At 69.8% G+C, this 24,476-nt stretch carries 21 protein-coding genes; 15 read left to right on the top strand and 6 right to left on the bottom strand.

Annotated features, from left to right (window positions below; genetic code table 11):
- Window positions 1-71: 71 nt before the first annotated feature.
- On the bottom strand, window positions 72-875 hold the full coding sequence (locus ACIBAF_RS14515; RefSeq protein WP_399463524.1) for a FadR/GntR family transcriptional regulator: 804 nt from the start codon (window positions 873-875) through the stop codon (window positions 72-74).
- Between the two features lie 185 nt (window positions 876-1,060).
- Here ACIBAF_RS14515 and ACIBAF_RS14510 point away from each other — a divergent pair, with 185 nt between their 5' ends.
- The gene (locus tag ACIBAF_RS14510) at window positions 1,061-1,888 is read left to right on the top strand and encodes an enoyl-CoA hydratase-related protein (RefSeq protein ID WP_399463523.1); all 828 of its coding nucleotides are present in this window, start codon (window positions 1,061-1,063) and stop codon (window positions 1,886-1,888) included.
- Window positions 1,885-2,457, top strand: a complete 573-nt coding sequence (locus ACIBAF_RS14505) for a DUF2889 domain-containing protein (RefSeq protein WP_399463522.1) — start codon at window positions 1,885-1,887, stop codon at window positions 2,455-2,457. Before ACIBAF_RS14510 ends, ACIBAF_RS14505 begins: the two co-directional genes overlap by 4 nt.
- On the opposite strand, the gene ACIBAF_RS14500 is transcribed toward ACIBAF_RS14505, so the two are convergent.
- A complete protein-coding gene (locus tag ACIBAF_RS14500) occupies window positions 2,444-3,670 on the bottom strand; it encodes an acyl-CoA dehydrogenase family protein (RefSeq protein ID WP_399463521.1) in 1,227 nt (408 codons plus the stop codon). The genes ACIBAF_RS14505 and ACIBAF_RS14500 overlap by 14 nt on opposite strands.
- Window positions 3,671-3,783: 113 nt before the next feature.
- Here ACIBAF_RS14500 and fabG point away from each other — a divergent pair, with 113 nt between their 5' ends.
- From fabG to ACIBAF_RS14475, 5 genes are read left to right on the top strand one after another with little or no spacing between them, the layout of a single operon-like run.
- Complete coding sequence (gene fabG / locus ACIBAF_RS14495; RefSeq protein WP_399463520.1) at window positions 3,784-4,530, top strand: 3-oxoacyl-ACP reductase FabG; 747 nt, start codon at window positions 3,784-3,786, stop codon at window positions 4,528-4,530.
- A gap of 47 nt (window positions 4,531-4,577) precedes the next feature.
- Complete coding sequence (locus tag ACIBAF_RS14490; protein WP_399463519.1) at window positions 4,578-5,828, top strand: acetyl-CoA C-acetyltransferase; 1,251 nt, start codon at window positions 4,578-4,580, stop codon at window positions 5,826-5,828.
- Window positions 5,828-7,267 carry an OB-fold domain-containing protein gene (locus ACIBAF_RS14485; protein WP_399463518.1) on the top strand — a complete coding sequence of 480 codons (1,440 nt, stop codon included), beginning with the start codon at window positions 5,828-5,830 and terminating at the stop codon, window positions 7,265-7,267. The genes ACIBAF_RS14490 and ACIBAF_RS14485 overlap by 1 nt, the downstream gene beginning before the upstream one ends.
- Window positions 7,264-8,469 (top strand): acetyl-CoA acetyltransferase, encoded by a 1,206-nt coding sequence (locus ACIBAF_RS14480; RefSeq protein WP_399463517.1) that lies wholly within the window; start codon window positions 7,264-7,266, stop codon window positions 8,467-8,469. The genes ACIBAF_RS14485 and ACIBAF_RS14480 overlap by 4 nt, the downstream gene beginning before the upstream one ends.
- A 19-nt stretch (window positions 8,470-8,488) precedes the next feature.
- Entirely contained in the window at window positions 8,489-9,283 is a 795-nt protein-coding gene (locus ACIBAF_RS14475; RefSeq protein WP_399463516.1) for an SDR family NAD(P)-dependent oxidoreductase, read from the top strand.
- A gap of 65 nt (window positions 9,284-9,348) precedes the next feature.
- On the opposite strand, the gene ACIBAF_RS14470 is transcribed toward ACIBAF_RS14475, so the two are convergent.
- Entirely contained in the window at window positions 9,349-12,045 is a 2,697-nt protein-coding gene (locus ACIBAF_RS14470) for an ATP-binding cassette domain-containing protein (protein WP_399463515.1), read from the bottom strand.
- A gap of 128 nt (window positions 12,046-12,173) precedes the next feature.
- Here ACIBAF_RS14470 and ACIBAF_RS14465 point away from each other — a divergent pair, with 128 nt between their 5' ends.
- The 5 genes from ACIBAF_RS14465 to ACIBAF_RS14445 all read left to right on the top strand — a co-directional run bounded on the left by ACIBAF_RS14465 (window position 12,174) and on the right by ACIBAF_RS14445 (window position 18,149).
- Complete coding sequence (locus tag ACIBAF_RS14465; RefSeq protein WP_399463514.1) at window positions 12,174-13,415, top strand: ABC transporter substrate-binding protein; 1,242 nt, start codon at window positions 12,174-12,176, stop codon at window positions 13,413-13,415.
- A 16-nt stretch (window positions 13,416-13,431) separates the two neighbouring features.
- Entirely contained in the window at window positions 13,432-14,160 is a 729-nt protein-coding gene (locus ACIBAF_RS14460) for an ABC transporter ATP-binding protein (protein WP_399463513.1), read from the top strand.
- A 10-nt stretch (window positions 14,161-14,170) separates the two neighbouring features.
- Entirely contained in the window at window positions 14,171-15,514 is a 1,344-nt protein-coding gene (locus ACIBAF_RS14455; protein WP_399463512.1) for a hypothetical protein, read from the top strand.
- Window positions 15,511-16,911 carry an acyl-CoA reductase gene (locus tag ACIBAF_RS14450; RefSeq protein ID WP_399463511.1) on the top strand — a complete coding sequence of 467 codons (1,401 nt, stop codon included), beginning with the start codon at window positions 15,511-15,513 and terminating at the stop codon, window positions 16,909-16,911. The genes ACIBAF_RS14455 and ACIBAF_RS14450 overlap by 4 nt, the downstream gene beginning before the upstream one ends.
- A 788-nt stretch (window positions 16,912-17,699) precedes the next feature.
- On the top strand, window positions 17,700-18,149 hold the full coding sequence (locus ACIBAF_RS14445) for a hypothetical protein (protein ID WP_399463510.1): 450 nt from the start codon (window positions 17,700-17,702) through the stop codon (window positions 18,147-18,149).
- Window positions 18,150-19,479: 1,330 nt separating this feature from the next.
- Here the strand turns inward: ACIBAF_RS14445 and ACIBAF_RS14440 are convergent.
- Window positions 19,480-19,872 carry a hypothetical protein gene (locus tag ACIBAF_RS14440; protein ID WP_399463509.1) on the bottom strand — a complete coding sequence of 131 codons (393 nt, stop codon included), beginning with the start codon at window positions 19,870-19,872 and terminating at the stop codon, window positions 19,480-19,482.
- A 580-nt stretch (window positions 19,873-20,452) separates the two neighbouring features.
- On the opposite strand from ACIBAF_RS14440, the gene ACIBAF_RS14435 reads away from it, so the two are divergent.
- From ACIBAF_RS14435 to ACIBAF_RS14425, 3 genes are all read left to right on the top strand, one after another.
- On the top strand, window positions 20,453-21,262 hold the full coding sequence (locus ACIBAF_RS14435; RefSeq protein WP_399463508.1) for a ribonuclease domain-containing protein: 810 nt from the start codon (window positions 20,453-20,455) through the stop codon (window positions 21,260-21,262).
- Between the two features lie 153 nt (window positions 21,263-21,415).
- Window positions 21,416-21,892 carry a barstar family protein gene (locus tag ACIBAF_RS14430; RefSeq protein WP_399463507.1) on the top strand — a complete coding sequence of 159 codons (477 nt, stop codon included), beginning with the start codon at window positions 21,416-21,418 and terminating at the stop codon, window positions 21,890-21,892.
- Window positions 21,893-21,932: 40 nt separating this feature from the next.
- A complete protein-coding gene (locus ACIBAF_RS14425; RefSeq protein WP_399463506.1) occupies window positions 21,933-22,874 on the top strand; it encodes a helix-turn-helix domain-containing protein in 942 nt (313 codons plus the stop codon).
- On the opposite strand, the gene ACIBAF_RS14420 is transcribed toward ACIBAF_RS14425, so the two are convergent.
- Window positions 22,765-23,652, bottom strand: coding sequence for an MIP/aquaporin family protein (locus ACIBAF_RS14420; protein WP_399463505.1), 888 nt, complete (start codon window positions 23,650-23,652; stop codon window positions 22,765-22,767). The genes ACIBAF_RS14425 and ACIBAF_RS14420 overlap by 110 nt on opposite strands.
- A 3-nt stretch (window positions 23,653-23,655) precedes the next feature.
- Window positions 23,656-24,468, bottom strand: coding sequence for an MBL fold metallo-hydrolase (locus ACIBAF_RS14415; protein ID WP_399463504.1), 813 nt, complete (start codon window positions 24,466-24,468; stop codon window positions 23,656-23,658).
- Window positions 24,469-24,476: the final 8 nt, after the last annotated feature.

Genomic DNA, 24,476 nt, shown 5'->3' with positions numbered 1-24,476 from the left:
TCTATAATTATCTAACTGTTTCTCGGAGGCAAGGGGTTCCTGGAGGGAGACTCGCTCGCGCGTTGCGCGGGTCAGTCGAGGAGCTCGAGCACGGTCTTGGGTCCGGCGGCGTTCACCACGTCGTCCGCGCTGGAGATGTGCCGCTGCCAGAGCTTCTCGGCCTCGTCCGCCTTGCCGGACTCGATCAGGCCGACCAGCCGGACGTGCGCCCGGTGCCCCTTGAGGGCCTGTGCCTTCTGGGTCTCGGCGTCCGTGGCGGCCGCGGTGTACGAGGCGTTGGCCCGGTCGATGATGTTGCGCACCATGCTGCACAGCAGGATCAGGGTCTGGTTGCCGGTGAGCTCGACCAGCAGGGCGTGGAAGGCGTCCTGTGCCTCGACCAGGGCCAGGGGGTCTTCCAGAACGGCCTTCTCGGCGGCCACCGCGTCGCGCAGCCGCTTGATGTCGGCCGCGGTGGGCTTGGTGGCGACTTGGCGGGCGCAGGGCGGCTCGATGAGGGCCGCCGCGCGGTAGAGGTCGCCCAGGGTGGCGCCGCGGTACTCGAGGATCAGGCCGGCGAAGCGGGCGGCGACGTCCGCGTCGGGTGCGCTGACCCGGGCGCCGCCGTGCGCGCCGCGGCGCACCGTGATCAGGGACTCCGACTCCAGGACGCGGAAGGCCTCGCGCAGGGTCGGCCGCGAGATGCCGAACTGCTCCATCAGCCCGGACTCCGGCGGCAGCGCGTCGCCCGGCTGCAGCTCGCCCCGCACGATCTGGCGGCGCAGGTGTCCCGCGACCAGTTCGGCGGTCTTCGGCACCCGCACCTGGCGTCCGACGCGGCTGCGGGAGGGGGCGGGCACGGTCGCCGTTTCGCTTGCGCGGGCTGCCTCGGCCACGGTGGGCTCCTCATATAGCAAAATGAATCGTCTTAGTGCATCGAGGGTACCAGGTCAAGGGATGCTTGATCTTGCCTTGGCGAGACCTGGTCTGGCGTCCGGGCATGGCTTGGTATATAGATGATTCATCTATCTATAAAGCCAGCAGGCCTGTGGGAGTGACCTCAGTGACCTCAGTGACCTCGATGACCGAGAACGCGGCCCCGGTGATCCTCACCCAGCTCACCGACGACGGGGTCATGCTCCTCACCCTGAACCGACCGGAGCGGCACAACGCCTGGACGCTGGAGATGGAGCTGCTCTACAACGAGTTGTTCGACCGGGCGGAGGCGGACCCGAGGGTGCGGGCGGTGGTGCTCACCGGCGCCGGACGCAGCTTCTGCCCCGGGATGGACATGAGCGTGCTGGACGGGGCGTCGTCCGGCGCCCGCCCGTGGCCCACCGGCCAACTGCCCCCGCGTACCCGCCCCATGTCCTTCCCGAAGCCCGTCGTGGCGGCCGTCAACGGCGCCTGCGCGGGCATCGGGTTCAACCAGGCGTTGATGTGCGACGTCCGGTTCGCCGTGCCGCACGCCAAGTTCGCCGCAGCCTTCAGTGCGCGGGGGTTGGTGGCCGAGGACGGTGTGTCCTGGATCCTGCCCCGGCTCGTCGGCTACGGCAACGCGGCCGACCTGATGCTGTCCTCGCGCCGCGTCACCGGGACCGAGGCCCTGTCGATGGGTCTCGTCAACCGCCTGGCCGAGCCGGACGAACTCCTCCCGCAGGCCCTCGCCTACGCGACCGAACTGGCCCGCTCGGCCAGCCCGTACGCGATGTCCCTCATCAAGCGGCAGCTCGCCGACGACCAGGCGAGAACCTTCACCGAGAGCCGCGACCACGCGGCCGGCCTGCTGGCCACGGCGAAGCGCGCCCCGGACTACCGCGAGGGCGTGCTCAGCTTCATCGAGCGCCGCCCGCCGGTCTTCCCGGCGCTGGGGGAGGACGCGTCGAAGCTGGAGGAGACCTCCTCATGACACGCGCCGAACTCCCGCTGCACCGCCGTACCATCACCGTCACCGCCCACGACGAGGGCGGCGGGGAGATCTCCGTCGAGGCGGAACTGCGCGACGAGCGTCCCTGGGAGGAGCCGCCGGGCGGTGTCGTCCACCGCATGGTGCTGGCCGTGCGGGTACGCCTCGCGGACATGGTGATCGTGGCGGCCGAGGCGGGCATGAAGGACTTCCCGCACGCCGAGTGCCCGCTGATCGCGCCGGTCTTCGACGGGCTGGTGGGGCTAGGCGTCGCCGCCGGCTACAACCGGGCCATCCAGGAACGGTTCCGTGGCGTGTCCGGGTGCACCCACCTGTACGAACTGACCCGCGCGCTCGGCCCGGCCGTCGTCCAGTCGGCCATCTCGGCACGCAACCGCGCGGGCGGCCCCTCCTCCCACGACCCGCGCTCCACCGCCTGGGTGCTGAACAGCTGCCACATCTGGGCGCCTGACGGCGTGGGCCTGCGCAAGATCGACGCGGGCTGGACCCCGGGCCCCGGCCGACGGCCGGTCCCGGGACTCAGTCACTTCCAGCGGCCTACGGACTCGTGAGCCGGGGCTCGCGCGGCAGGCCCAGTACCTTCTCGGCGAGGATGTTGCGCTGCACCTGGGACGTCCCCGCGTAGATCGTTCCGGAGCGGGCGATCAGGTACGTCGTCGACCAGGACCCCGAGGTGTTGGCGGCGCCGGGGTCGTCCGTACGGTAGGTGCGCAGCGGCGGTCGGCCTACCGGCACCTGGCCGTGCAGGCCCATGATGTCCATCGCCAGGTCGGTGACCTCGGTGTGGTATTCGCTCCAGTACAGCTTGGCGATCGACGACTCGGGACCCGGCTCGGCGCCCTTGAGCCAGCCGGTGAGAATCCGGTAGCCGAGGCAGCGCATGATCTCGACCTTGGACCAGCACCAGGCGATCCGCTGCCGGATGACCGGGTCCTGGTCCTTGCCGTGCAGCCGTGCCAGCTCCACGAGGCGCTCCACCTCGGCCCGGAAGAGGATGGGGTTGGTGGCCGCCTCCTCTCCGCGTTCCACGCCCAGCAGGCTCTGGGCGACCGCCCAGCCGTTGTCCACGCCGCCGACGACGAGGTCGGCGCGAGTACGGGCGCCGGTGAAGAAGACCTCGTTGAAGTGCAGCTGGCCGCTCATCATGCGGAACGGCCTTACCTCGACGCCGGGTTGGTCGAGCGGCACGAGGAGGAACGAGATGCCGCGGTGCCTGGGCGCGTCCCGGTTCGTGCGGGCCAGGACGAAGATCCAGTCGCTGTGGTGGGCGCCGGAGGTCCACACCTTCTGGCCGTCCAGCACCCACCCGTCGCCGTCCAGTACCGCGCGGGTCTTGAGGGAAGCCAGGTCGGAACCCGCGTCCGGCTCCGAGTACCCCTGGCACCAGGTGTCCTCCCCACTGAGGATGCGCGGGAGGAAACGGCTCTTCTGCTCCTCCGTGCCCCAGCGCAGCAGCGTGTTCGCCAGCATCTTCACGCCGAAGGTGTCCTGCGGCAGCCCGAACGGCACACCGGCCAGGGCGAGTTCCTCCATCAGCACGACCTGGTGGAGCTTGGACATGCCTCGGCCGCCGTACTGCTCGGGCCAGGCGAGGGAGAGGTAGCCGCGCTCGACGAGCCGGTGGCGCCAGTCCCGGGCGAAGGCCCAGGCGGCGTCCTCGTCCAGGGCGCCGATGCCCTGCCAGTCCGGCGGCAGCGTCTCGGCGAGGAACGCCCTGACCTCGGCGCGGAACGTCTCGGTCTCCGGGGGGTAGCTGATGTCCACCTGTGTTCGCTCCTCGTCCGGCCCCACCCGTACAGCTGATCGCTGTATTGATTGTTTCAGCATAATAGGTTATCTATTTAGCGGGAATAGTGTCGAGTCGGAGGCGGGCTGACATGGGACTGCTGAACGGCCGCAACGCGGTGATCACCGGCGGCGCACAGGGCATCGGCTACGAGATCGCCGGCGTCCTCGGCGGCGCAGGCGCCCGCGTCGTCCTGGGCGACATCAACGAGACCGCCGCGGCCGAGGCCGCCGAACGCCTCGCCGAGAACGGCGTGGCGGCCACCTCGGTGCGCTGCGACGTCACCGACGAGGACGAGGTCGCCGCCCTCGTGGCCCACTGCACCGACGCCTTCGGCCCGGTCGGCGTCATGGTCAACAACGCCGGCTTCACCCGGGACGCGACCCTGCGCAAGATGCCCCTCGCCGACTTCCGCGCCGTCGTCGACGTCCACCTCACCGGCGCCTGGAACGGCACCCGGTACGCCGCCGAGGCGATGCGCGCGCACGGACAGGGCGGCAGCATCGTCAACATCTCCTCGATCGCGGGCAAGGTGGGCAACTTCGGCCAGACGAACTACAGCGCCGCCAAGGCCGGACTCGTCGGCCTCACCAAGGCCTCCGCCAAGGAGCTCGCCAAGGCGGGCATCCGCGTCAACGCCGTACAGCCCGGCCTGATCCGCACCGCCATGACCGAGGCGATGCCCCCGGCCGCCTGGGACGCCAAGCTCGCCGAGATCCCCCTGGGCCGCGCGGGCGAGCCCGTCGAGGTCGCCCAGGTCGTCCTCTTCCTCGCCTCCGACATGGCGAGCTACATCACCGGCTCCGTGGTCGAGGTGACCGGCGGCCGGTACATGTGAGCCCCCTTCCGACGCCCGTACCGGTCATGAGACGAAAGGCCCACCCGATGCCCGCCCCTCTGCGTGACGCGGTGATCTGCGAACCCCTGCGTACCCCCGTCGGCGGCTACGGCGGCGTCCTGCGCGACGTGACGGCAGCCGAACTCGCCGCCACGGTCGTCCGCGCCGTGCTGGACCGCACCGGCGTTCCGCCCGCCGCCGTGGACGACGTCCTGTTGGGCCAGTGCTACCCCAACGGCGAGGCCCCCGCCATCGGCCGCGTGGCCGCCCTGGACGCCGGGCTCCCGGTCGAGGTGCCCGGACTGCAGATCGACCGCCGCTGCGGCTCCGGACTCCAGGCGATCATCACCGCGGCGATGCAGGTGCAGACCGGCGCGAGCGACCTCGTCCTGGCCGGCGGCGTCGAGTCCATGAGCCGGGCGGAGTTCTACACGACCGACGTGCGCTGGGGCGTACGTGGCGCGGGCACCACATTGCACGACCGGCTGGCCCGCGGCCGGGTCACGTCCGGCGGCGTCAATCACCCCGTTCCCGGCGGCATGTTGGAGACCGCCGAGAACCTGCGCCGCGAGTACGCCATCCCCCGCGAGGAACAGGACCAACTCGCCCTGCGCTCGCACGAGAAGGCCGTCGCAGCCCAGCGGGAGGGCCGGTTCGCCGACGAGATCGTGCCCGTCACCGTACGGACCCGGAAGGGCGAGACGGTCGTCGACACCGACGAACACCCGCGCCCCGACTCCTCGTTGGAGAAGCTCGCGACGCTACGTGCGGTGCTCGGCCGCCAGGACGCGGAGGCCACCGTCACGGCGGGCAACGCCAGCGGACAGAACGACGGCGCCGCCCTCTGCGTCGTGACCCACCCCGAACGCGCCGCCGAACTCGGGCTTCGCCCGCTGGCCCGTCTGGTCTCCTGGGCCGTCGTCGGCGTCCCGCCGGAGACGATGGGCATCGGCCCCGTGCCCGCCACCGCCAGGGCCCTGGAACGAGCCGGACTCAAGCTCGCCGACATCGACCTGATCGAACTCAACGAGGCCTTCGCCGCTCAGGTGCTGGCCTGCACCCGCGAATGGGCCTTCACCGAGGCCGACTTCGAACGGTTCAACGTCAACGGCTCCGGCATCTCGCTGGGCCACCCCGTCGGAGCCACGGGCGGCCGCATCCTCGCCACCCTGCTGCGCGAACTCGACCGCCGTCAGGCCCGCTACGGCCTGGAGACCATGTGCCTCGGCGGCGGACAGGGCCTGGCCGCGGTCTTCGAACGGCCGACGGACACAATCAACGCCAATGGAGGACGCTGATGGCCGGACTGATCGCGTACGGCGCCCATGTGCCGTACCACCGCCTCGCCCGCGCCGACGTCGCCGCCACCCTGGGGACGGTGGCGGGGCGCGGCACGCGTGCGGTCGCGGGCTACGACGAGGACACCACGTCCATGGCCGTCGAGGCGGCCCGCGTCGCCCTGGCCCGCGACGGCCTGCGCCCCCGCGTCGGCCAGCTCTTCCTCGCCACCGCGGCGCCCGCCTACCTCGACAAGACGAACGCGACCGCCGCCCACGCGGCCCTCGGCCTCGACCAGCACGTCCTCGCCGTCGACATGGCCGGCTCGGTCCGCTCCGGCCTCGGCGCGCTGGTCACCGCCGCCCGCTCCTCGGTCCCGACCCTCGCTGTCCTCTCGGACCTGCGCACCGGCCTGCCCGGCGGCAGCGACGAGGTCGCGGGCGGTGACGGCGCGGCCGCGTTCGTCTTCGGCGGCCACCGCAACGGCGCACCCGTCCTCGCGGAGCTGCTCGCCCACGACACCGTCAGCGACGAGATCCTCGACCGCTGGCGCCTGCCGGGCGCACCGGCCTCCCGCGCGTGGGAGGAGCGTTTCGCCGAGGAGATCTACGTGTCCCTCGCGGACAAGGCACTCACCGCTGCCCTCGACCAGGCGGGGTTGGAGCGCGGCGCCATCGACCACCTCATCGTCTCCGGCCTGCACACGCGCGCGTGCGCGACGGTACGGCGGGCGGCGGGCGCCCGTCCCGAGGCGGTGACCCCGGACCTCACCGGCGCGATCGGCAACGCCGGCACCGCGCAACCCGGGCTGCTCCTCGCCGACGTCCTCGACCGCGCCGCGCCCGGCGAGATCATCGCCCTCGTGGTGCTCGGCGACGGCGCCGGAGTCCTCCTGCTGCGCACCACCGAAGCGCTCCCGGCACACCGCAGCACCCGCCCGGTCGCCGCGCAGATCGCCGCGGGCAGCACCCCGATGCCCTACGCCACGTACCTCTCCTGGCGGGGTCTGCTCGACCGTGAACCGCCCCGCCGCCCGGACCCCGAGCCGCCCTACGCCCCGCCCGCCCATCGCCGCACCGGCTGGAAGTACGGGTTCGTCGCCTCGCGCTGCGAGAAGTGCGGCACCCGGCATCTGCCGCCGGACCGGGTGTGCACCTCCTGCCGGAGCGTCGACGCCATGACCGACGAGCCGATGGAGCATGTGCGCGGCACGGTCGCCACGTTCACCGTCGACCGGCTGGCCCACACGCCGAGCCCGCCGATGCTCGTCGTGGTGGTCGACTACGACGGCGGCGGCAGGTTCCGCTGCCAGCTCACCGACGCGACCGAGGCCGACGCCGTCATCGGCGCGCGGGTGGAGATGACCTTCCGGCGCACGGTCACGGCGGCCGGCATCCACAACTACTTCTGGAAGGCCCGGCCGGTGCGCACGGGCGAGACCGAGGAGACACACGGATGAGCTCGCACGGAATCCGGGACCGGGTCGCGATCGTCGGCATGGGCTGCACGCCCTTCGGCGAGCACTGGACCCGCTCGGCCGACGATCTGCTGGTGGACGCCGTGGGCGAGGCGGTGACCTCGGCCGGCGTCACCCTCGACGGCATCGACGCGTTCTGGTTCGGCACCCAGGCGTCCGGTGTGTCCGGACTGACCCTGAGCCGGACGCTCCGCCTGCCCGACAAGCCGGTCACCCGCGTCGAGAACATGTGCGCCACCGGCTCCGAGGCCCTGCGCAACGCCTGCTACGCCGTCGCCTCCGGCGCCTACGACGTGGCGATGGCGGTCGGCGTGGAGAAGCTCAAGGACTCGGGCATGTCCGGGCTGTCCGGTACCGCCGTCCCGGGCGCGGGCGACGACAGCCGCGGCGAGATCACCGCCCCGGCCAACTTCTCCCTCCTCGCCCCCGCCTACGCCGCCAAGTACGGCCTGGCGGAAGAGGAGTTGAAGGACGTCATCACCCGCATCGCCTGGAAGAACCACGTCAACGGCGCCCGCAACCCCCGTGCCCAGTTCCGCAAGGAGGTGCCGCTGGAACGCATCCGCTCGGCCCCGATCGTCGCGGGGATGCTCGGTGTGTTCGACTGCTCGGGCGTCTCGGACGGTTCGGCGGCGGCGATCGTCGTACGCGCCGAGGACGCCTACAAGTACACGGACAGGCCGATCTTCGTGAAGGCGCTGTCCCTGGTCGCCGGCCCGGCGGACGGTCTCCTCGACCCGGAGTACGACTTCACCACCTTCCCCGAGGTCGTCGCCTCCGCCCAGGAGGCCTACCGGCAGGCAGGGATCACCGACCCGCGCGCCGAGCTCGGCCTCGCCGAGGTCCACGACTGCTTCACGCCCACGGAGTTGGTGCTGATGGAGGATCTCGGCTTCTCCGAGCGCGGACAGGCCTGGAAGGACGTGACGAGCGGGGCGTTCGACCTGGACGGCTCATTGCCGGTCAACCCGGACGGTGGCCTCAAGGCTTTCGGCCACCCCATCGGCGCCTCGGGACTGCGCATGATGTTCGAGGCGTGGCTGCAGTTGCGGGGCGAGGCGCCGCCCGAGCGGAGGGTGAAGTCCGTGGCCGAGGGACGTTCGCTCGCCCTCACTCACAACCTCGGCGGTGGGCCCGGCGAATGTGTGTCCTTCGTTTCTGTCGTCGGTAGTGAACTCACCTAGCCGGAAGGGCGGTTGGGGCATGGGACGACTCGACGGCAAGATCGCCGTCGTGACCGGGGCGGCGTCCGGCATCGGAGCCGCCTCGGCACGTCGGGTGGCGGCCGAGGGTGCGCACACGGTGGTCGCCGATCTGAACTTCGACGGCGCCAGGGCGGTGACGGAGGAGATCCGCGCCGCCGGAGGATCCGCGACCGCGGTCCCGGTCGACCTCGGTGACGTGGAGAGCGTACGGGCCATGGTGGCCGCGGCGGTCGACGCCTACGGCGGCCTCGACGTCCTGCACAACAACGCGGCGGCCACCCATCTGGCCGCCCGCCAGGACCTGGCCGTGGCGGAGGCCGACCCGGCGGTCTGGGACGACACGATGCGCATCAATCTGCGCGGAACCATGGTCGCCGTCCAGGCAGCCGTCCCGCACATGATCGCCGGGGGCGGCGGTTCCGTCATCAACACCTCGTCCGGGTCCGGTCTCGCGGGCGACCTGCGCAATCCGGCCTACGGCGCCTCGAAGGCCGCCCTCATCAACCTCACGCAGTACGTCGCCACCCAGTACGGCAAGCAGGGTGTGCGCTGCAACGCCATCGCGCCGGGGTTCATCGTCACCCCCGCCAGCGCCGGCTCGGCCCATGGCGCGATCCGTGAGGCGATGCTGCGCCATCACCTCACCCCGCGCCTGGGCCGCCCGGAGGACGTCGCCTCGGCGGTCGTCTTCCTCGCCTCCGACGAGTCGGCCTTCATCACCGGCCACACCCTGCGCGTGGACGGCGGACTGCTCTCCCACCAGCCGTACGTCGCGGATCTGCGGGACGCCTGAAAGGGGCTGCCCGGCGGGAGCCGGAGGCGCTCTGGAGCGACTCCGGCTCAAGGCCATGGCCGCGCTCAGGCCAGCGCCTCCGGCTCCAGGTCGCCCAGATAGGCCGCCCGCACCGCCGGATCGCGGCGCACCTCCTCCGGCGTACCCGCGCAGATCCGCCGTCCGAAGTCCAGGACGACGACCTGGTCGCAGACGCTCATGACCATGTCGACGTCGTGCTCGACGAGCAGGACGCCCATGCCCCAGTCTTCGGCCAACCGCCGTACCAGGTAGGCCAGTTCGCGCGTCTCGTCGTCCGACAGCCCGGCGGCCGGTTCGTCCAGGAGCAGCACGGACGGCGAGGACGCCACCGCGCGGGCGATGGCCAGCAGCCGCCGCTCCCCGTACGACAGGTCGCCCACCGACCGGTCCAGACTGTCCCGGAGGCCGAACTCCCTTACGGCGACGAGCACATGGGCGGGCAGTGGGCGGCTTCCGGGACGGATCAGGTCCGTGAGGTACGCCCATCGGCCGGGCCGGTCGCAGGCCGCATACAGGTTGTCCTGCACCGTCATGTCCTCGAACAGCTCCAGCGACTGGAAGGACCGGCTCAGGCCGGCCGAGGCCCGCCGGTGCACCGGCGCCCGGGTCACGTCCCGCTCGCCCAGGCGCACACTGCCGGACGCGGCCCGGGTGAAGCCGGTGACGGCGTCGATGGCGGAGGTCTTGCCGGCGCCGTTGGGACCGATGAGACCCACGACCCGCCCCGGCTCGACGTCCAGCGAGAGCCCGTCGACGGCGACGACACCGCCGTAGCGCACGGTCAGGTCCCGGACGTGGAGGGGGAGCGGAGCGGTGCGGGGGACGTTCGGTACGGCTGCTGTTTCCTGCTCCCGCACGCTCCCAGCGCGCTGCTGGAAAACCCTGCGTCGGACGCCCGCCGCCTGCCTGCCGACCTCCTTGCCGATTCCGTCCTGATTGCCCACCAGCGTCAGTACCAGGATGACCCCGCCGATCAGCGGCATCCACTCGCTCAGTCCGGGCAGCACCCAGTCCCCCAACCGGGCCCCGACCGTGCCCGCGGCGAACGTCGCTCCGAACAGCGGGCCCACGAGGAAGCCGACACCGCCGATGACGGCCAGACCGAGCGCGGTGATCGAGTCGAAGCCGGCGAAGTCGGAGAAGACCACCGAGGTCGAGCGGAAGCCGGTGAGCACGCCGGCGAGCGCGGCGATGGCCGCGGAGAGGCCGAAGGCGTACAGCTTGGTCGCGCGGACGTCGATGCCGAGGGCTGCCGCGGCCCGCTCGTTGGCCCGTACGGCGACGAGCCGGCGGCCGGTTCTGCTGCGCCGTACGTTGGCGACCACGAGTGTGGCGGCGACGAACAACACGAGCACCACGGCGGCGTACCGCTGCGGATGATCGACTCCGGAGATGCTGATCCCGAAGAGGGTCTGCTTGCCCACCGCGATGCCGTCACTGCCGGCGGTCGTCGACAGGTCGGTGTTCTGGAACACCATCGCCTCCAGCGTGGTGGCGAGGCCGAGGGTGATGATCGCGAGGTTGACGCCCCGGGTGCGGACCGCGGGGAGCGCGAACAGCAGGCCGATCGGCACCGTGCCCAGCACGCCTGCCGGCAGGGCGAGTGCAAACGTCCAGCCCCAGTCGGCCGCCGCATGTCCGGCGATGAAGGCTCCGGTGCCGGCGAGGGCGTACGCCGCGAGGGAGACCTGTCCCGCGTACCCGGTTACCACGATGATCGACAGGATGATCAGAGAGAGCACCAGGGTGCTGGTGATCGCGTCGGCCCACAGGGGTGTGGACCGGCTCACCAGCAACAGCCCGACCACGACGGCGACAGCCAACGGCACGGGGCGCACCCGTCCGGTGCCCAGCGCCGGCAACCGGTCCAGGAACGTGCCGCGCAGCGGCAGCGCCCGGCCGCGCGCGACCAGTACCAGGGCGATGAAGAGGAAGGGCACCGAGGAGGCGAGCCCCGTGACGCCGCTGCCGAAGCGGGTGAGTTCGGACTGCACGACACCGATGACCAGGCCGCCCGCCAGGGTGACCGGGAACGACGAGAACCTGCCGACCAGGGCGGCGGCCAGCGCGCTGAGCAGGAGAGTGGTCAGCCCGGTCACCGACAGGCCGATCACCGGGACGATCAGGATGCCGGTCAGGCCGGCGAGTGCCGAGCCCAGGGCCCAGTTGCCCGTGGCGATCACGTCCGGGGACCAGCCGAGCGAGGCGGCGGCGTGCTCGTTCTCGGCGACCGCCGTGGTGCCCAGGCCGAACAGGGTGCGCTTGTAGAGGAGATGCAGGAGGGTGGTCACGGCGAGCGCGATGGCCAGCAGCCAGACGCGGTCCTCGGAGACCGTGGCCCCGGCGAACGTGAGCAGCCGGGTGGGCAGCTTGCCCGGCACCAACTGCAGGCTGTCGCCGTAGCGTTTGACGGCGACGGCGGTCAGCACGAGGAACACCGCGAGTGTGCCGACCAGCCTGGCCAGCGTGGACGCCCGGCGCAGCGGTCGGAGCACCAGCAGGTGGGTGAGCACGCCCAGCAGCGCGGAGGTCAGCACTCCGCACGCGGCGGCCGGCCAATACGGCATGCCGTGGTTGGTGGCGAGCTCCCACTGCGCGTAGGCGCCCGCCATTCCGATCGCGCCGTGCGCGAGATTCAGGACGCCGGAGCCCCGGTAGACCAGCACGATGCCGTGCGCGGTGAGGGCGTAGAGGGCGCCGAGCCCCAGGCCGAGCAGGGCGAAACGCAGGATGTCGTCCATCGGGGGAACCTTCCAGAGGTCAGCCAGACAGCACATTTATTTAAATAATTGTGCCAAGAGTACTTCACTAACCCAAAAACGCACCCCATGCTGTTCGCCATCTCGATGACGAGCCCCGCGGAGGAACCATGAACGACTCACGCCGACGCAGACAGGCCGCAGCGGCCTGTCTCGCGGTCACCGGAACCCTGCTCGCTGCCGGCTGTGGAGGACAGGCCTCCGACAGCTCGGCCGAGACCTCGTCGCTGAAGGGCACGCCGGTCAAGGTGATGGTCTGGGCGCCGGAGAACACCCAGGGCAGCGCCCAGCCCGGGGTCCGGCTCACCGCCCAGGCGTACGAGAAGTGGATCAACGCCCATGGCGGGATCAAGGGCAGTCCGCTGAAGGTGCTCACCTGCAACGAGAAGAACGACCCCGACGAGGCAGAGAAGTGCGCCCAGCAGGCCGTCGCCGACAAGGTGGTCGCGGTCGTGGGGTCGTACAGCCTCGCCGGCGACCGCTACATGCCCATCCTGCAGAAGGCCGGCATCCCCTACCTCGGCGGCACCGGCGTCTCGGCGGCGGAGTTCTCCAACCCGCTGTCGTTCCCGGTCAACGGCGGCACCCCGGTGGTGTTCGCCGCCCACGGCCGACAGCTGGTCGAGCAGGGCTGCAAGAAGATCTCCGGCGTTCGGTACGACCTGGCGGCCGCCGCCATCGTCTCGCAGTTCCTCACCCTCGGCGCGACCTCCGCCGGGGGGCCGCCGGCCAAGGACATCAAGGTGCCGCTCAGCGCCACCGACCTCGCCCCTCAGGTCGCCGCCGCCACGAAGGGCAGCGACTGCGTGAGCGTCATCCTGGGCACCGCCTCGGGCCTGTTCGTGAAGTCGTACGTCCAGTCCGGCGCGAAGACCAAGCTCGGCAGCGTCGTCGGCAACCTCACGCCGCAACTGGCCGCGAGCACCGGGGGAAGCGGCAGTCCGCTGGAGGGCGCCGCGATCACCGGCTACTTCCCGCCGGTCTCCGACAAGGCCTGGAAGGACTTCACCGAGGCCGCCTCGGGCACCAAGGACCTCGACACCTCCAACGGCGCCGACGAGACGACCTGGGTGGCGTTCAAGGTCTTCACCGAGGCCGTCGAGAACCTGTCGGCGATCTCGGCGAAATCCCTGGTGCAGGAGCTGAACACCACGCAGGGCATCAACACCGGCGGCCTGACTCCGCCGCTGACCTGGAAGGCGTCGACGGCCCTGCCGATCAAGGGCCTCAACCGCATCCACAACACCACCGCCACCGAACTGACCATCCGCGACGGGAAGATCGAGTGGGCGAAGTCCGGATCGACCTTCGTGGACGTCCGCAAGGTGCTGACGGCCGTCCCGGCCGGCTGACCGAAGGAGAACGTCCGTGCACGACACCGGGCAACCCCTGATCGAGGCCCGCGCCCTGGCCGTCGGCTACGGCGCCCAACCCGTCGTCCACGACCTCGACCTCGAGGTCCGGCCCGGAGAGGTCGTCGCCCTCCTCGGGGCCAACGGCGCGGGCAAGACCACCACCCTCCGGGCGCTGTCGGGCGACCTGACCCCGATGGACGGCGAGGTGCGCTGGCTGGGCGAGGCCGCCCGCGCACCGCTGCACCGCCGCGCCCGCCAGGGCCTGGCGTACGTCGGTGAGCGGACGGTGTTCACCCGCCTGCACACCGAGGACAACCTGCGCGTCGGCCGGGTGGCGACCGAGCAGGCCCTGCACCTCTTCCCGGAACTGGAGAAGCGCCTGAAGACCGGCGCGGGCATGCTCTCGGGCGGCGAGCAGCAGATGCTGTCACTGGCACGCGCGTTGTGCCGTGCCCCCAAGCTGCTCCTCGCGGACGAACTGTCCCTCGGTCTCGCCCCGCTGGTGGTCGACCGCCTGCTGCGCGCGGTACGCGAAGCGGCCGACCGCGGCCTGGGCGCGCTGCTGGTGGAACAGCACGTGCGCAAGGTGCTCGACATCGCGGACCGCGTGTACGTGCTGCAACGCGGCCGCATCACCATGGCCGGCACCCCGAAGGATCTGCGCGGAAACCTGGACGCGATCGAGTCGTCGTACCTCGCCGCAAAGGCAACTGCGGAAAAGACAACTTATGCAACTGATTGAGGTGGGTGCTGTGGCAAGCGCACGTGAGCAGATCCGATCCCTGGTCCTGTCCGGCGACACGTTCGACCAACCCGCCGAAGACATGGTGGAGCTGCAGCTCGACGCAGCACGGGAAACCTTCGCCGCCCACCGTGAGCGCATCCCGCTGCTGCGCACCCGCGCGGAGGAGACCGGCATCCGCGAGGTCACGGGCCTCGGTGACCTGGTCCCCCTCCTCTTCTCGCACACCAGCTACAAGTCGTACCCCGTCTCCCTCATCACCGCCGGCCGCTGGGACCGGCTCCTGCGCTGGTACACGACCGTCTCGGCGGTCGAACCGGGAGACGTCGACGTCGACGGCGTACGTGACATCGACGAGTGGACCGAACGCATCACGGCCGCCGGCCACCGCCCGTACATCACCAGCGGCACTTCCGGAAAGGTCTCCTTCCTCAACTGCGATGCGAACGACCTGAGTTTCCTGCACGACGTCCTGGAACACCTCACCTGCTGGCCCGATCCCCTCCCGCCGAAACCCACCCGACGCGGCTACCTCCTCGCCCCGGCGAGCGGCCCGATGCGATCCATCGACGGCTTCCGATGGCACGCCGAGGTCTTCGCCCGCCCCGGAGAGACACAACTGCTGACCGAGGACCCGCTGCGGGTGTCCGAGCTGATGAGCAGCGCCCTGCTGCGCCGCCGGATGGCCGAGGGCACCGCGACCCCGCAGGAGATCAGCTCCTTCGAGAGCACGTCCGAGGCCCGCGAGAAGGACCTCGACTCGGCCGTGACCCGGATCGTCGACGACATCGCCGCACACCGCGACGAACCGCTGCTGATCGCCGGCATGAACAACCAGCAGTTCGCTCTGATCCAGGCACTGCGCGCCCGCGGCGTCCCCGACGGCAGCCTGCATCCGGACACACTGGTGCTCAGCGGCGGCGGCAACAAGGGCCGCGCGCTGCCCGGCGACTACCAGCAACAGTTCGCCGCCTTCTACGACGGTGTAAGGCGAGTGCGCAGCTACGGCATGACGGAGTTGCAGGGCTCCTGCCTCGCCTGCGAAAAGGGCAATTACCACGTGCCGCCGTGGGTGATCCCGCTGGTCCTCGACCAGGAGGGCGAGACGCTGCTCAACCCCGAACACGGCGTTGTCGAGGGCCGGTTCGCCTTCCTGGACATCTCCCTGGAAGGCCGCTGGGGCGGACTGATCAGCGGCGACCGGGTCTTCGTCGACTTCTCGCCGTGCGACTGCGGCAGATCGGGACCGGCCGTCCTGCCGGACATCCAGCGCTACGGCGACCTCGGCGGCGACGACAAGATCACCTGCGCCGCGACACTCGACTCCTATGTGCGGGGGATGATCCACGGATGAGCGGTACGACCCTCGACAGCACCGCGGCAGGCCCGGTGGCCGTCGTCCACATGATCCGCGGCGAGGCCGACGAGGGCCCCCGCGTCGGCCACGGCCGCCCCGGCGCCGCCTTCACCGCACCGGCCCTCGACCTGGACCGCCTCGTGTGGCCCCGCACCGAACCAGGGCCCGCCTTCCACGTACCCACAGCGGAGGTCGTGGACCTTCTGGTGGAGACGGGCGAGGCACTGAAGGCGGACCGGGACGGCCTTCTCGCCGAGGCCCTGGACCGCGTGGTCCGCGTCAGCCCGCTCCCCGCCGAGGTGCTCGAACGCGCCTACGCCGTGCTGTGGCGCAGCTTTCAACGCCCCGGCCTGTACGCCCAGATCGACCACGAACTCGGCGGAGCGGACGTGCTCGACGGCTGGCGCGAGGTGCGGTTGCCCGAGAACCGGATCGCGGCCACGCGCGCCTTCCCGCCACGTCTGGTGCACATCATCGCCGGCAACGCACCCGGTGTCGCCGCGATGTCCGTCGTGCGCGGCGCCCTGACCAAGGGCGTCCACCTCCTCAAGCTGCCCTCGAACGACCTGTTCACCGCGACCGCGATCCTGCGCACCATGGCCGCGGTGGCTCCCGGCCACCCCGTGGTGCGCTCGTTCTCCGCCGTGTACTGGCGCGGCGGCGACGAGGCGGTGGAGAGCGTGCTGTTCCGCCCCCAGTTCTTCGACAAGCTGGTCGCCTGGGGCGGGGAAGCCACCATCCGCGGCGCGTTGAAGTACGTCGGCCCGGGATTCGAGCTCGTGTCCTTCGACCCCAAGACGTCCATCTCACTGGTCGGCCGCGAGGCCTTCGCGTCCCCGGAGGCCCTGGCCCGGGCTGCCGAGGCGGGCGCCGCCGACGCCTCGTTCTTCAACCAGCAGGCCTGCGTGGCCAGTCGCTTCCAGTTCGTCGAGGGCTCGCGGGAGGATGTCGACCGCTATGCGGCTCTGCTGTGCGAACACCTGGGCGTGGCAAGGGAGTTCAGTTCGGCGGGTGGCCCGCGGGTGGCCTCGGAACTCCGCGAGGAGATCGACGTACTGCGCTCCCTCGCGCCCGACTACCGGGTGTGGGGCGGGTACGACGGCCGGGGTTTGGTCATCCGCTCCCCGGAGCCGGTGGACTTCCACCCCGACGGAAAGATCGTCAACGTCGTCCCGGTCGCCGCGCTGACCGACGCCGTCGCACACGCCGGTGTCGCCACGCAGACGGTGGGTGTGTACCCCGACCCGCGCAAGGCGGAACTGCGCGACGCTCTCGCCTGCGCCGGGGTCCAGCGCGTGGTGTCCCTCGGCAGGGCGGGAGGCATGCCGCCGGGCCTCTCCCACGACGGCTTCTATCCCCTGCAGAGGCTCATGCGGTGGGTGAACGACGAGTGACCCTCCAGCAGCTGCTCCCGGCGCTGGATCCTCCGGGTGCGTTCCCTCGGTGCGGTAGCGGGTGAGAACATGAGCGGCGCACGGGGGTGGCCGTCTCGGACGTGGTCCGGCCGACGGACGTCACACTCAGGCGGAGGGCAGTTGGGTCGGTGAGGTGACCAGGACTCAGTCTCCGGAACACTTGACGAAGACCCGGATGTACCCCCGGGCCAGGTCGGCGGGCTTCAAGCACCGCCGTTGATCTTGGTGTCGGAGGTGTCATTTGCTGGACAGGTATTTCTCGGCTCCTGCAATCTGAGGATTCCGACGACGGCGAACGTTCGCAGGGCTCCGTCAAGTTCCGTGCTTGCGTGGAGGGTTGACGATCAGGCCGGTAGGGGCGGATGGCAGAGCAGGCACGGGGGTTCGTGATCATTGTGGTGTCGAAGCCAGATGATCACGAGGACGTCCGGTGCCTGCTGTTGCAGCTTCCTCTATCCCTGCCGGGCTGGAGAAGCTGGGGCCGTGGCTCCCGTCCTGAGGGCGTCGATGACCAGTTCGGTGCGCATATGGGTCGGTGATCTACCAGCCCACCAGTCGCTTGGAGTGCAGGTCCAGCAGCGTCGCCGGACAAGGGAACTGACCGTCGCCGACGGGGAGATACGGGATGTCCCCCACGTACTTCCCGCACCGGCGCATCACCCACACCACTACCTGCGGTTCACAGCACCAACGCCAACTCGCGCCGTTCTCAACCAGGTTGACAAAAACCGAGTGGCATGGTTGCGCGAAGTTGCGGAACCGGCCATATGGCTCATCCTGGAAATAAGTCATTGCACCGGTTCACTTTTACGGCCGATCCGGTCGCCGACGTACCGGACGACCATTTCGACGCCAAGACCAAAATCATCCGTTTGGCGCTCGTCGGAGCGGCGCATCCCGACAATGTGGTCTCCTGCGAGATACGCCACGACGGCGAATATCAACAGCGGCGGCCCGACAAGAGCGTGACGACCCAGTGGTTGCTGCCCAAGGTCAGCACCCGCGACGCTAAGACGACGCCGCTGCTGCCGCCCGAGGAAGGATTCGGCGATGACCCACCCCTTACCGCCCCCCCCACATCGCTGGCCTTCTGGGGACGAGGCGTCGGCGGAAGCTGGCAGGTGACAATCCCGCAACAGCAGTTCGACACAGGACTGAACCTGAACGGACTCACCCGGATCCAAGTGTGGATCGGATACCAGTTTCTCCACGGTTGACCGACCGCGGCACGATCGGCGAGATGACCGGTGGGCGACTGCCTGGAGGTCTCGACGGCGATCGATGGGCCGGACGCTACGCGCCAACAAGGGCATGGGTTTCTACCAGCTGAGAAACGCGAGATTGGAGATGCGCAATGACAGAGATCGACGCGGCTGTAGTGGACTCGAACGCGTCCAGCGCTACGATCCTGGCAACGATATTCAACAAATCAAGTCGTACTATCGCCACGGGCGGCACAGTACGACTTACGGCAGCTCCCTTTGGGACCGGAAATTTCGCTGAGGGGACTTTCGGCTCGATCGCGCCAGGGGGACAAGAGACGCAGCTTATCAATTGGGATTTGGAGCAAGACGATGAGGGACATACCCCATTTCCGACGCGCGCCCGCTATTTCCTTTCAGCGGAAGGGGGCGGAGCCTGCTCAGGCGGAACCGGTGAAAATCCAGAAGGAATCGCAGGAGTCCGATTCTCCATATTTGACTCTGACTGGTCATAACTGCGCCGATCCTGGATGTCGGCACTCGCAGCACTATGATCATGGTTGGCGATAAGCACCTAATCCCCTGGCTTCCCGTACTGTGGAGTTCCCGAGACGGTGGGCCTGGGGTAAATGGCGGTCCCGTCCGGAGTTAGCGAGGAGATCATGTCTACTTCGTCATTTCAAATGTCGAGCTTCACTCCTGTTGACGGTAAGATTGTCAATCAAAGCTCGATCTCTGTATCGTTCTCATTCTCTAGCGCATACGTAACACATATCAGCGTCGAAATATGGTCTGAGGATGACCAGGGCGCAACCTACGCTGATAGGCAAGAAACGGATACGAACGGTACCGATGATGTGGGCTTGTCGTTTGCCGTGCCCGCCGCCGTTGATCTGCACTACAAGATTACGATCAGTGGCGACCCCGGCTCCAATAATATTGTCTACGTCCGCATCGAATGGTAACTCGTTAGCATTCCGTGTGCCATCCCAGCCCCGCCAGGGCTGATCAAGTTCCGTGAGTGTCTGGGTTGTTGGTGATGCCCAGGATGGCGAGTGCTCGTTCGGGTTCGTGGCGAATGGCGCGGGTGGTCTTGGCGATGTTGTCGGCTCCGAGGATGGGCGTGGGGGAAAGCGATGCCGCCGAGGTTGTCGGCGATAGCGCAGGTTTTGATCGAGCGGGACTCGCGGCGGCCGTGGGCGGTGGCGGAGGCGGTGTGCTGGACCTTGATCGAGGTCCAGGGCAGGGCGGCGAGTTGGGCGTAGGCGGTGGGCTGGTTGGTCTTGATGACGGCGATGCAGTGGGCCTTCTTCGTCTCGACCAGCCAGGTGATGTCGGCCTTCACCTAGTGGAGGGCATCGAAGGTGACGACGGTGTCGGCGAGGTCGAGCGGTGCCGGCAGGGGTTTGAAGTGGCGCACTTCGTTGGTCTTCGCACCGACTTCGACCTGGGCAATCGTGGCGACGCGGTCGTGGGTGACCGCCGAGAGCAGGTGGCGCCGCGGCGCGGCCAGGCGGGCTGAGCCCGTGAGGGCCTTGCCGTCCACGGCGATGATCTGCCGCGATCGGGTCTCGGGCATGTCCGCGGACGCGGTGAGGCGGTGCCGGTCGGCCAGGCAGGCGCCCACAGCCTGGTCCAGGGCATCGCCGTCAAGTGCCTGAAGGACGCGTCCGAGAGTGACCGGCTTGGGGCTGCGCCGCCAGCCGAGCAGGTGACGGCGTACCCCGAGGGATGCCATGAGCGGGAAGGTTCGGGAGTGCCCCGGGGCATCCACGACCAGCCGGCCGCCGGGAGGCGGTGTCCCACGGTCACGTCGCACCCGGCAGGTCGATCGATCCCACCACCACTGCCGGTCGTGCGGCGAGGCGCAGAGGACGACCCGGGGTCGATTCAGCGCCACAGCAGCGCTGCGGGAGGGATGACCTCGCCGGTCGCGCGTCCGTACCCGTCGGGTATGCAGCCCCCCGGCTGGTCGGCCAGTCGGGCGCCAAGCGGGTGCTGCCCGCCGGATGGCGGAGCGCGCCGCCGCGGATCCTAGCCCGTCCACGGGGCCGGCCCGGCCCGGTGGACGGCCCACTTCACCGGCGATGACCAGCCCGCCCGCACTCACCGATGACCGGGCCGCGCTCCTACCTACAGGTAGGGATGTTTGCCTCTGGTGCGGGTCCGCGGTTCCTGAGCAGACTCAAGGCCACGGTGGATCACAGGGGGGACACCACCGGAGGTACCTCGTCCGGAGGGTGGTGTCATGTCGGACACCGACCGTCCGTGACGCTCCTACGCCCCCGCAGAGGGGCTGCCACAGAGGAGTTGTCTGCATGACCCCAGAAAGTGCATCGACCTCCGAGCCGGCCAATGGCCGTCGCCACAAACGCCGTTCACGCTGGCTCAGCGGAAAATTCCTGGCGTTCTTCCTGGCGCTGGCGACGATTCTCGGCGGAGTCGCCCTGCTTGCCCCTCAGTCGCAGGACAGAGCAAGCGCCGCCACGGACAAGGGCGACAGCTTCACCTTCCCCTCGGACCTTGAGAAGATGGTCGCGTTCTGGGACACCAAGGCGTGGCCCACGAACAAGGCCACCTCCTCGGAACAGGACCAGAACGGCAACGTCGGGTTCATCTACCGCGGCGGCAACTACGGGGACCGCGACGGCCAGCTCACGGCGTTCATCCAGGCCAACTTCCCCAGCGCGATGTCGCCGACCTTCAACGAGTACGACGTCGATTTCCGCGCGACCCGGAGAACGCCGCGCAACGCCCGCCGTGTGGTCAGGGACTCGACCAACGGCTTCATCTTCTTCACCGACGACCACTACGCGAACTTCCACCTCTACGCCTACCAGAACCTCCCCGACGTGGACGACGCCCAGCCGTCCGTTCCGGACAACACCTTCACCGTCGACAACTCCCTCGCCCCGGTCGCGGAAGAGACCGCCGGCGATCCGCCCGCGGGCGGCGACCACGGCGGAACACCGGACCCGACCGTCTTCCCGCCCATAGAGGATCCGGACTTCGAGACCAACAACAACGAGGCGTTGGGCCAGGCCGACGAAACCGGCGACTCGATCTTCACCCAGCTCGGGGCCTTCCTGCTCGGAGCGCTGACTCTGATCGCCGCGCTCAAGAGCTGATCACAGGACCAGCCTCGCATCACAAGGGTCATGTCGGGCCGAGCACCCGACGAAACAGGCACCCCGCGGTGTCCCTTGCCGCGGGGTGGGCCAGACACACGTGACCCACCCGCCGACTTGGCACCCCCCGCCACCCTCACCGAGAATCGCGCCATGAACTGGGCAGATCTGACCTCGCACGACCTCCCTGGGGAGGGCGTCGCAGCGGTGGTCCGCGGCAACCGCTGCCGCACCAAAGCCGGGCTGTTCACCGAGTGGGCCAGAGCCTTGGAGTTCCCCGCCCACTTCGGCCGCAACTGGGACGCCTTCCACGACTGCGTCTCCGAAAGGGCGCTGTGGCATTCCGACCCCGATGGGCCACCACCCGCCCTTCCCTACACGATCCTGGTCGAAGAGGCCGCGCAACTGCTCGTCGACGCGTCTCCCCGGGAACTGAAGATGTTGCTCCAGGTCCTCTCCGATGCCGCTACGGTCCAGAGCGACGACGAGGACGCCGACGTGTATCCGGACGGGTTCCGGCTCCGTCTGCTGCTCCATGACGCTCCGGCCGCCCTGCTGGATCTCGCGCCTCGCATGCGCACCGCTGCCCCCGGTGCGGTGCCCCCGCAGTCCGGCCACCCTTCACAATGAGAGGTGGACAGGCTTCGTTTCCATACACGGGTGACTACTGGTGACGGCGAGAAAACGACAGGACGGGCCGCGTGAGATCGCGGACGTCGGCTTTGCTCCGCCGGTCGGCATTCCGACCGGCGTCGAGGTCATGTCTCTGGCCGAACTGCGGGAGCGGGCCGCCGTCCGCATGGTCAGGGTGGGACTGCGGACACCTCAGCGGCCGACGTTCCACCACCTGATCACTCTCTCCAGCGGCTCCTTGTGGCACACGGTGGACTTCACCGGCTACGCCCTCAAACCGGGGTCGTGGCTGTGGGTCCGGCCCGGCCAGGTGCAGCAGTGGGGCGAGCTGCACGAGGCCGAGGGCACGCTTGTCCTCTTCGAGCGCGAATTCCTTGATCCCGGCACCGTGGCCGCAGGGCGTGTGGACGATCAGCACGCACCCGTGCTGCAGGTTCCCGACCCCGAGGACGCCCACGCGCTGAACGTGGCGGTGGATCATCTGGCACTCGAGTTCCAGGCGCTGCGCGGCATTCCGCTGGAAGCCCACGTGGCGGTGCTGCGCCACCTGCTGGCGGTCCTGGTGCTGCGCCTTTCGCAGCGCACCGCGGCGGTCGGCAGCCCGGCCCCGGAGCCGGGGGAGACCTTCGTCCACTTCCGTGACGCGGTCGAACGCGACTTCACCCGCACACGCCGCCTGGAGGACTACGCTCAGGCGCTGGGCTACTCGCCCCGTACTCTCTCCCGGGCCGCGCTGGCCGGCGCCGGGGTGGGAGCGAAGGAGTTCATCGACCGACGGGTGATCCTGGAGGCCAAGCGCCTGCTGGCGCACGGCGACCTGCCGGCGTCCCGGATCGCGGCGCAGCTGGGCTTCACCAGCGCCACCAACTTCAGCAAGTACTTCCAGCAGCGCACCGGTCAGTCTCCGATCGCCTTCCGTGCCACCGTGCGGGGCCGCTCCGCGGAGAGCGGCGGGAGCGATGTGCCCGGTACCGGGTGACCAGGGCGGAGAGGGCCGCCCCTGCGAGCGGTGCCGTCAGATAGATCCACAGATGTGACCAGTAGACGGGCTGGTGGGTCCAGAGAGCGGGTCCGAACTGCCGGGCTGGGTTGGCGGACCCGCCGGTGAGGGTGCCGAGGGTGACGATGACCACGGCGGTGGCGAGAGGCAGGGCGAGCGGGATCCAGCGCGTCCACGCGGGGCGGGACATCAGCAGCAGGGCGATGGCGAGGATCGCTGCGGTGGCCGCTGCTTCGGCGGTGAACAAGGCTGCGGCCGACAAGGCGGGGGCGGGCCGGACCGCGGCGTAGTCCATACGATCGCCGACGACCGGGCCCCATACGAGGCGGGCCAGGCCGGTGCCGGCCAGGGAACCTGCGAGCTGGGCGGCGACGTACGGAAGCACCCGGCGGCCGGGGACGACACCGGCCACCCACAGGGCAAGGGTGACGGCCGGGTTGAGGTGGCCCCCGGAATAACGGCCCCACGGGGAGGACAGCGCCCACGCGAGCGCCGTCCCGATGATCACGGCCACGACGGTGAGCTGGAGGTGGGGCTCTGGCAGGGTCTGGCTGAGCGGGGAGGCCATCACCCATCGGACGGCGGTGACCAGGACGAACAGCACGCCGCCGGTGAGTGCGAACTCCGCGGCGGCCGCGGCCCGGGCGGTCGTGCCGCCCTGGGCCGCGGGCCTCTCCGCGTTCCCGGCTCCGCGGGCGTCGTCGCCGGATGCCGTCCCGGTGGCCCGCCGCGCGGACACACGGGTGGAGGTGACCATCGGTCAGCCCCAGGTCATCTCGCCGGTGGCGACCTTGGTACCAAGATCCAGGGCCACCAGCAGGCCCAGGTCCGGGTGACGCTCGAGGAGCGCGGCCTTCAGCGCCTCGGCGTCGTTGCCGCTCGCGGCCAGTTCCTTCTCGAACTCGGCGAGGTAGGCGCGAGTGCAGGCGATCACCGAGTCGTCGGTGGCGGAGTCGGCGGACCGGTGGCCGGCCACCACGAAGCGCGGGGCGAGCCCTTCCATCTCCTCCAGCGTCTCGGCCCAGGCGGCCCGCTCACGCGTGGTGGGGGTATCGGCGGTCCACACGTGCAGGCCGGCGAAGAGCAGCACCCCGCCCACCACCGCGCGGTCCTCGGGCTGCCACAGGTACTCGGTGCGCCACACCAGGTCCGGGTGGCCGCCGCGGAGCTCGAAGTCATGGCCCTCGATGCTGACGCGGTCCCCGTCCAGCACCTCGGGGATGATCACTTCGGTGGGCAGGTTCCGGCCCAGGTGTGCCCAGGTCTTGAGCTTCTTTTCCCAGCTGGCCTTGATCCGCTGAACGGTGGTGGCGGTGGCGACGATCCGGGCGTCGGGGAACGCCTGGCGGATCACTTCGAGGCCGAAGTAGTAGTCGGGGTCGGAGGTGGTGACCACAACGGTGGTCAGCTCCTTGCCGCTGTCGATGATGTCCGCCAGCACCCGGTGCTGCTCGGCCAGGGTGAACTGGCCGTCGACCAGCAGGGCTTCGCGCTCGCCGGTGATCAGGACGGACGACTTGTGCAGGCCGGTGTCGCCGGCGGTGTGGACGGTGTAGGTCAGGGTGGTCGACATGGTGGTAT

This window comes from Streptomyces sp. NPDC051677 (genome assembly GCF_044453465.1).
In the GTDB taxonomy this organism is placed as follows: domain Bacteria; phylum Actinomycetota; class Actinomycetes; order Streptomycetales; family Streptomycetaceae; genus Streptomyces.
The sequence above is the reverse complement of the archived record's forward strand: the minus strand, read 5'-3'. Positions and strand labels throughout refer to the sequence as shown.

Bases quoted from the DNA above. Each gene is read 5' to 3' on its own strand.
- ACIBAF_RS14440 (WP_399463509.1), bottom strand. From the start codon at position 19,872: ATGGCATCCCTCGGGGTACGCCGTCACCTGCTCGGCTGGCGGCGCAGC.
- ACIBAF_RS14510 (WP_399463523.1), top strand. From the start codon at position 1,061: ATGACCGAGAACGCGGCCCCGGTGATCCTCACCCAGCTCACCGACGAC.
- ACIBAF_RS14420 (WP_399463505.1), bottom strand. From the start codon at position 23,652: ATGGTCACCTCCACCCGTGTGTCCGCGCGGCGGGCCACCGGGACGGCA.
- ACIBAF_RS14450 (WP_399463511.1), top strand. From the start codon at position 15,511: ATGAGCGGTACGACCCTCGACAGCACCGCGGCAGGCCCGGTGGCCGTC.
- ACIBAF_RS14435 (WP_399463508.1), top strand. From the start codon at position 20,453: ATGACCCCAGAAAGTGCATCGACCTCCGAGCCGGCCAATGGCCGTCGC.
- fabG (WP_399463520.1), top strand. From the start codon at position 3,784: ATGGGACTGCTGAACGGCCGCAACGCGGTGATCACCGGCGGCGCACAG.
- ACIBAF_RS14485 (WP_399463518.1), top strand. From the start codon at position 5,828: ATGGCCGGACTGATCGCGTACGGCGCCCATGTGCCGTACCACCGCCTC.
- ACIBAF_RS14415 (WP_399463504.1), bottom strand. From the start codon at position 24,468: ATGTCGACCACCCTGACCTACACCGTCCACACCGCCGGCGACACCGGC.
- ACIBAF_RS14445 (WP_399463510.1), top strand. From the start codon at position 17,700: ATGGCTCATCCTGGAAATAAGTCATTGCACCGGTTCACTTTTACGGCC.
- ACIBAF_RS14505 (WP_399463522.1), top strand. From the start codon at position 1,885: ATGACACGCGCCGAACTCCCGCTGCACCGCCGTACCATCACCGTCACC.
- ACIBAF_RS14470 (WP_399463515.1), bottom strand. From the start codon at position 12,045: ATGGACGACATCCTGCGTTTCGCCCTGCTCGGCCTGGGGCTCGGCGCC.
- ACIBAF_RS14480 (WP_399463517.1), top strand. From the start codon at position 7,264: ATGAGCTCGCACGGAATCCGGGACCGGGTCGCGATCGTCGGCATGGGC.
- ACIBAF_RS14465 (WP_399463514.1), top strand. From the start codon at position 12,174: ATGAACGACTCACGCCGACGCAGACAGGCCGCAGCGGCCTGTCTCGCG.
- ACIBAF_RS14490 (WP_399463519.1), top strand. From the start codon at position 4,578: ATGCCCGCCCCTCTGCGTGACGCGGTGATCTGCGAACCCCTGCGTACC.
- ACIBAF_RS14475 (WP_399463516.1), top strand. From the start codon at position 8,489: ATGGGACGACTCGACGGCAAGATCGCCGTCGTGACCGGGGCGGCGTCC.
- ACIBAF_RS14430 (WP_399463507.1), top strand. From the start codon at position 21,416: ATGAACTGGGCAGATCTGACCTCGCACGACCTCCCTGGGGAGGGCGTC.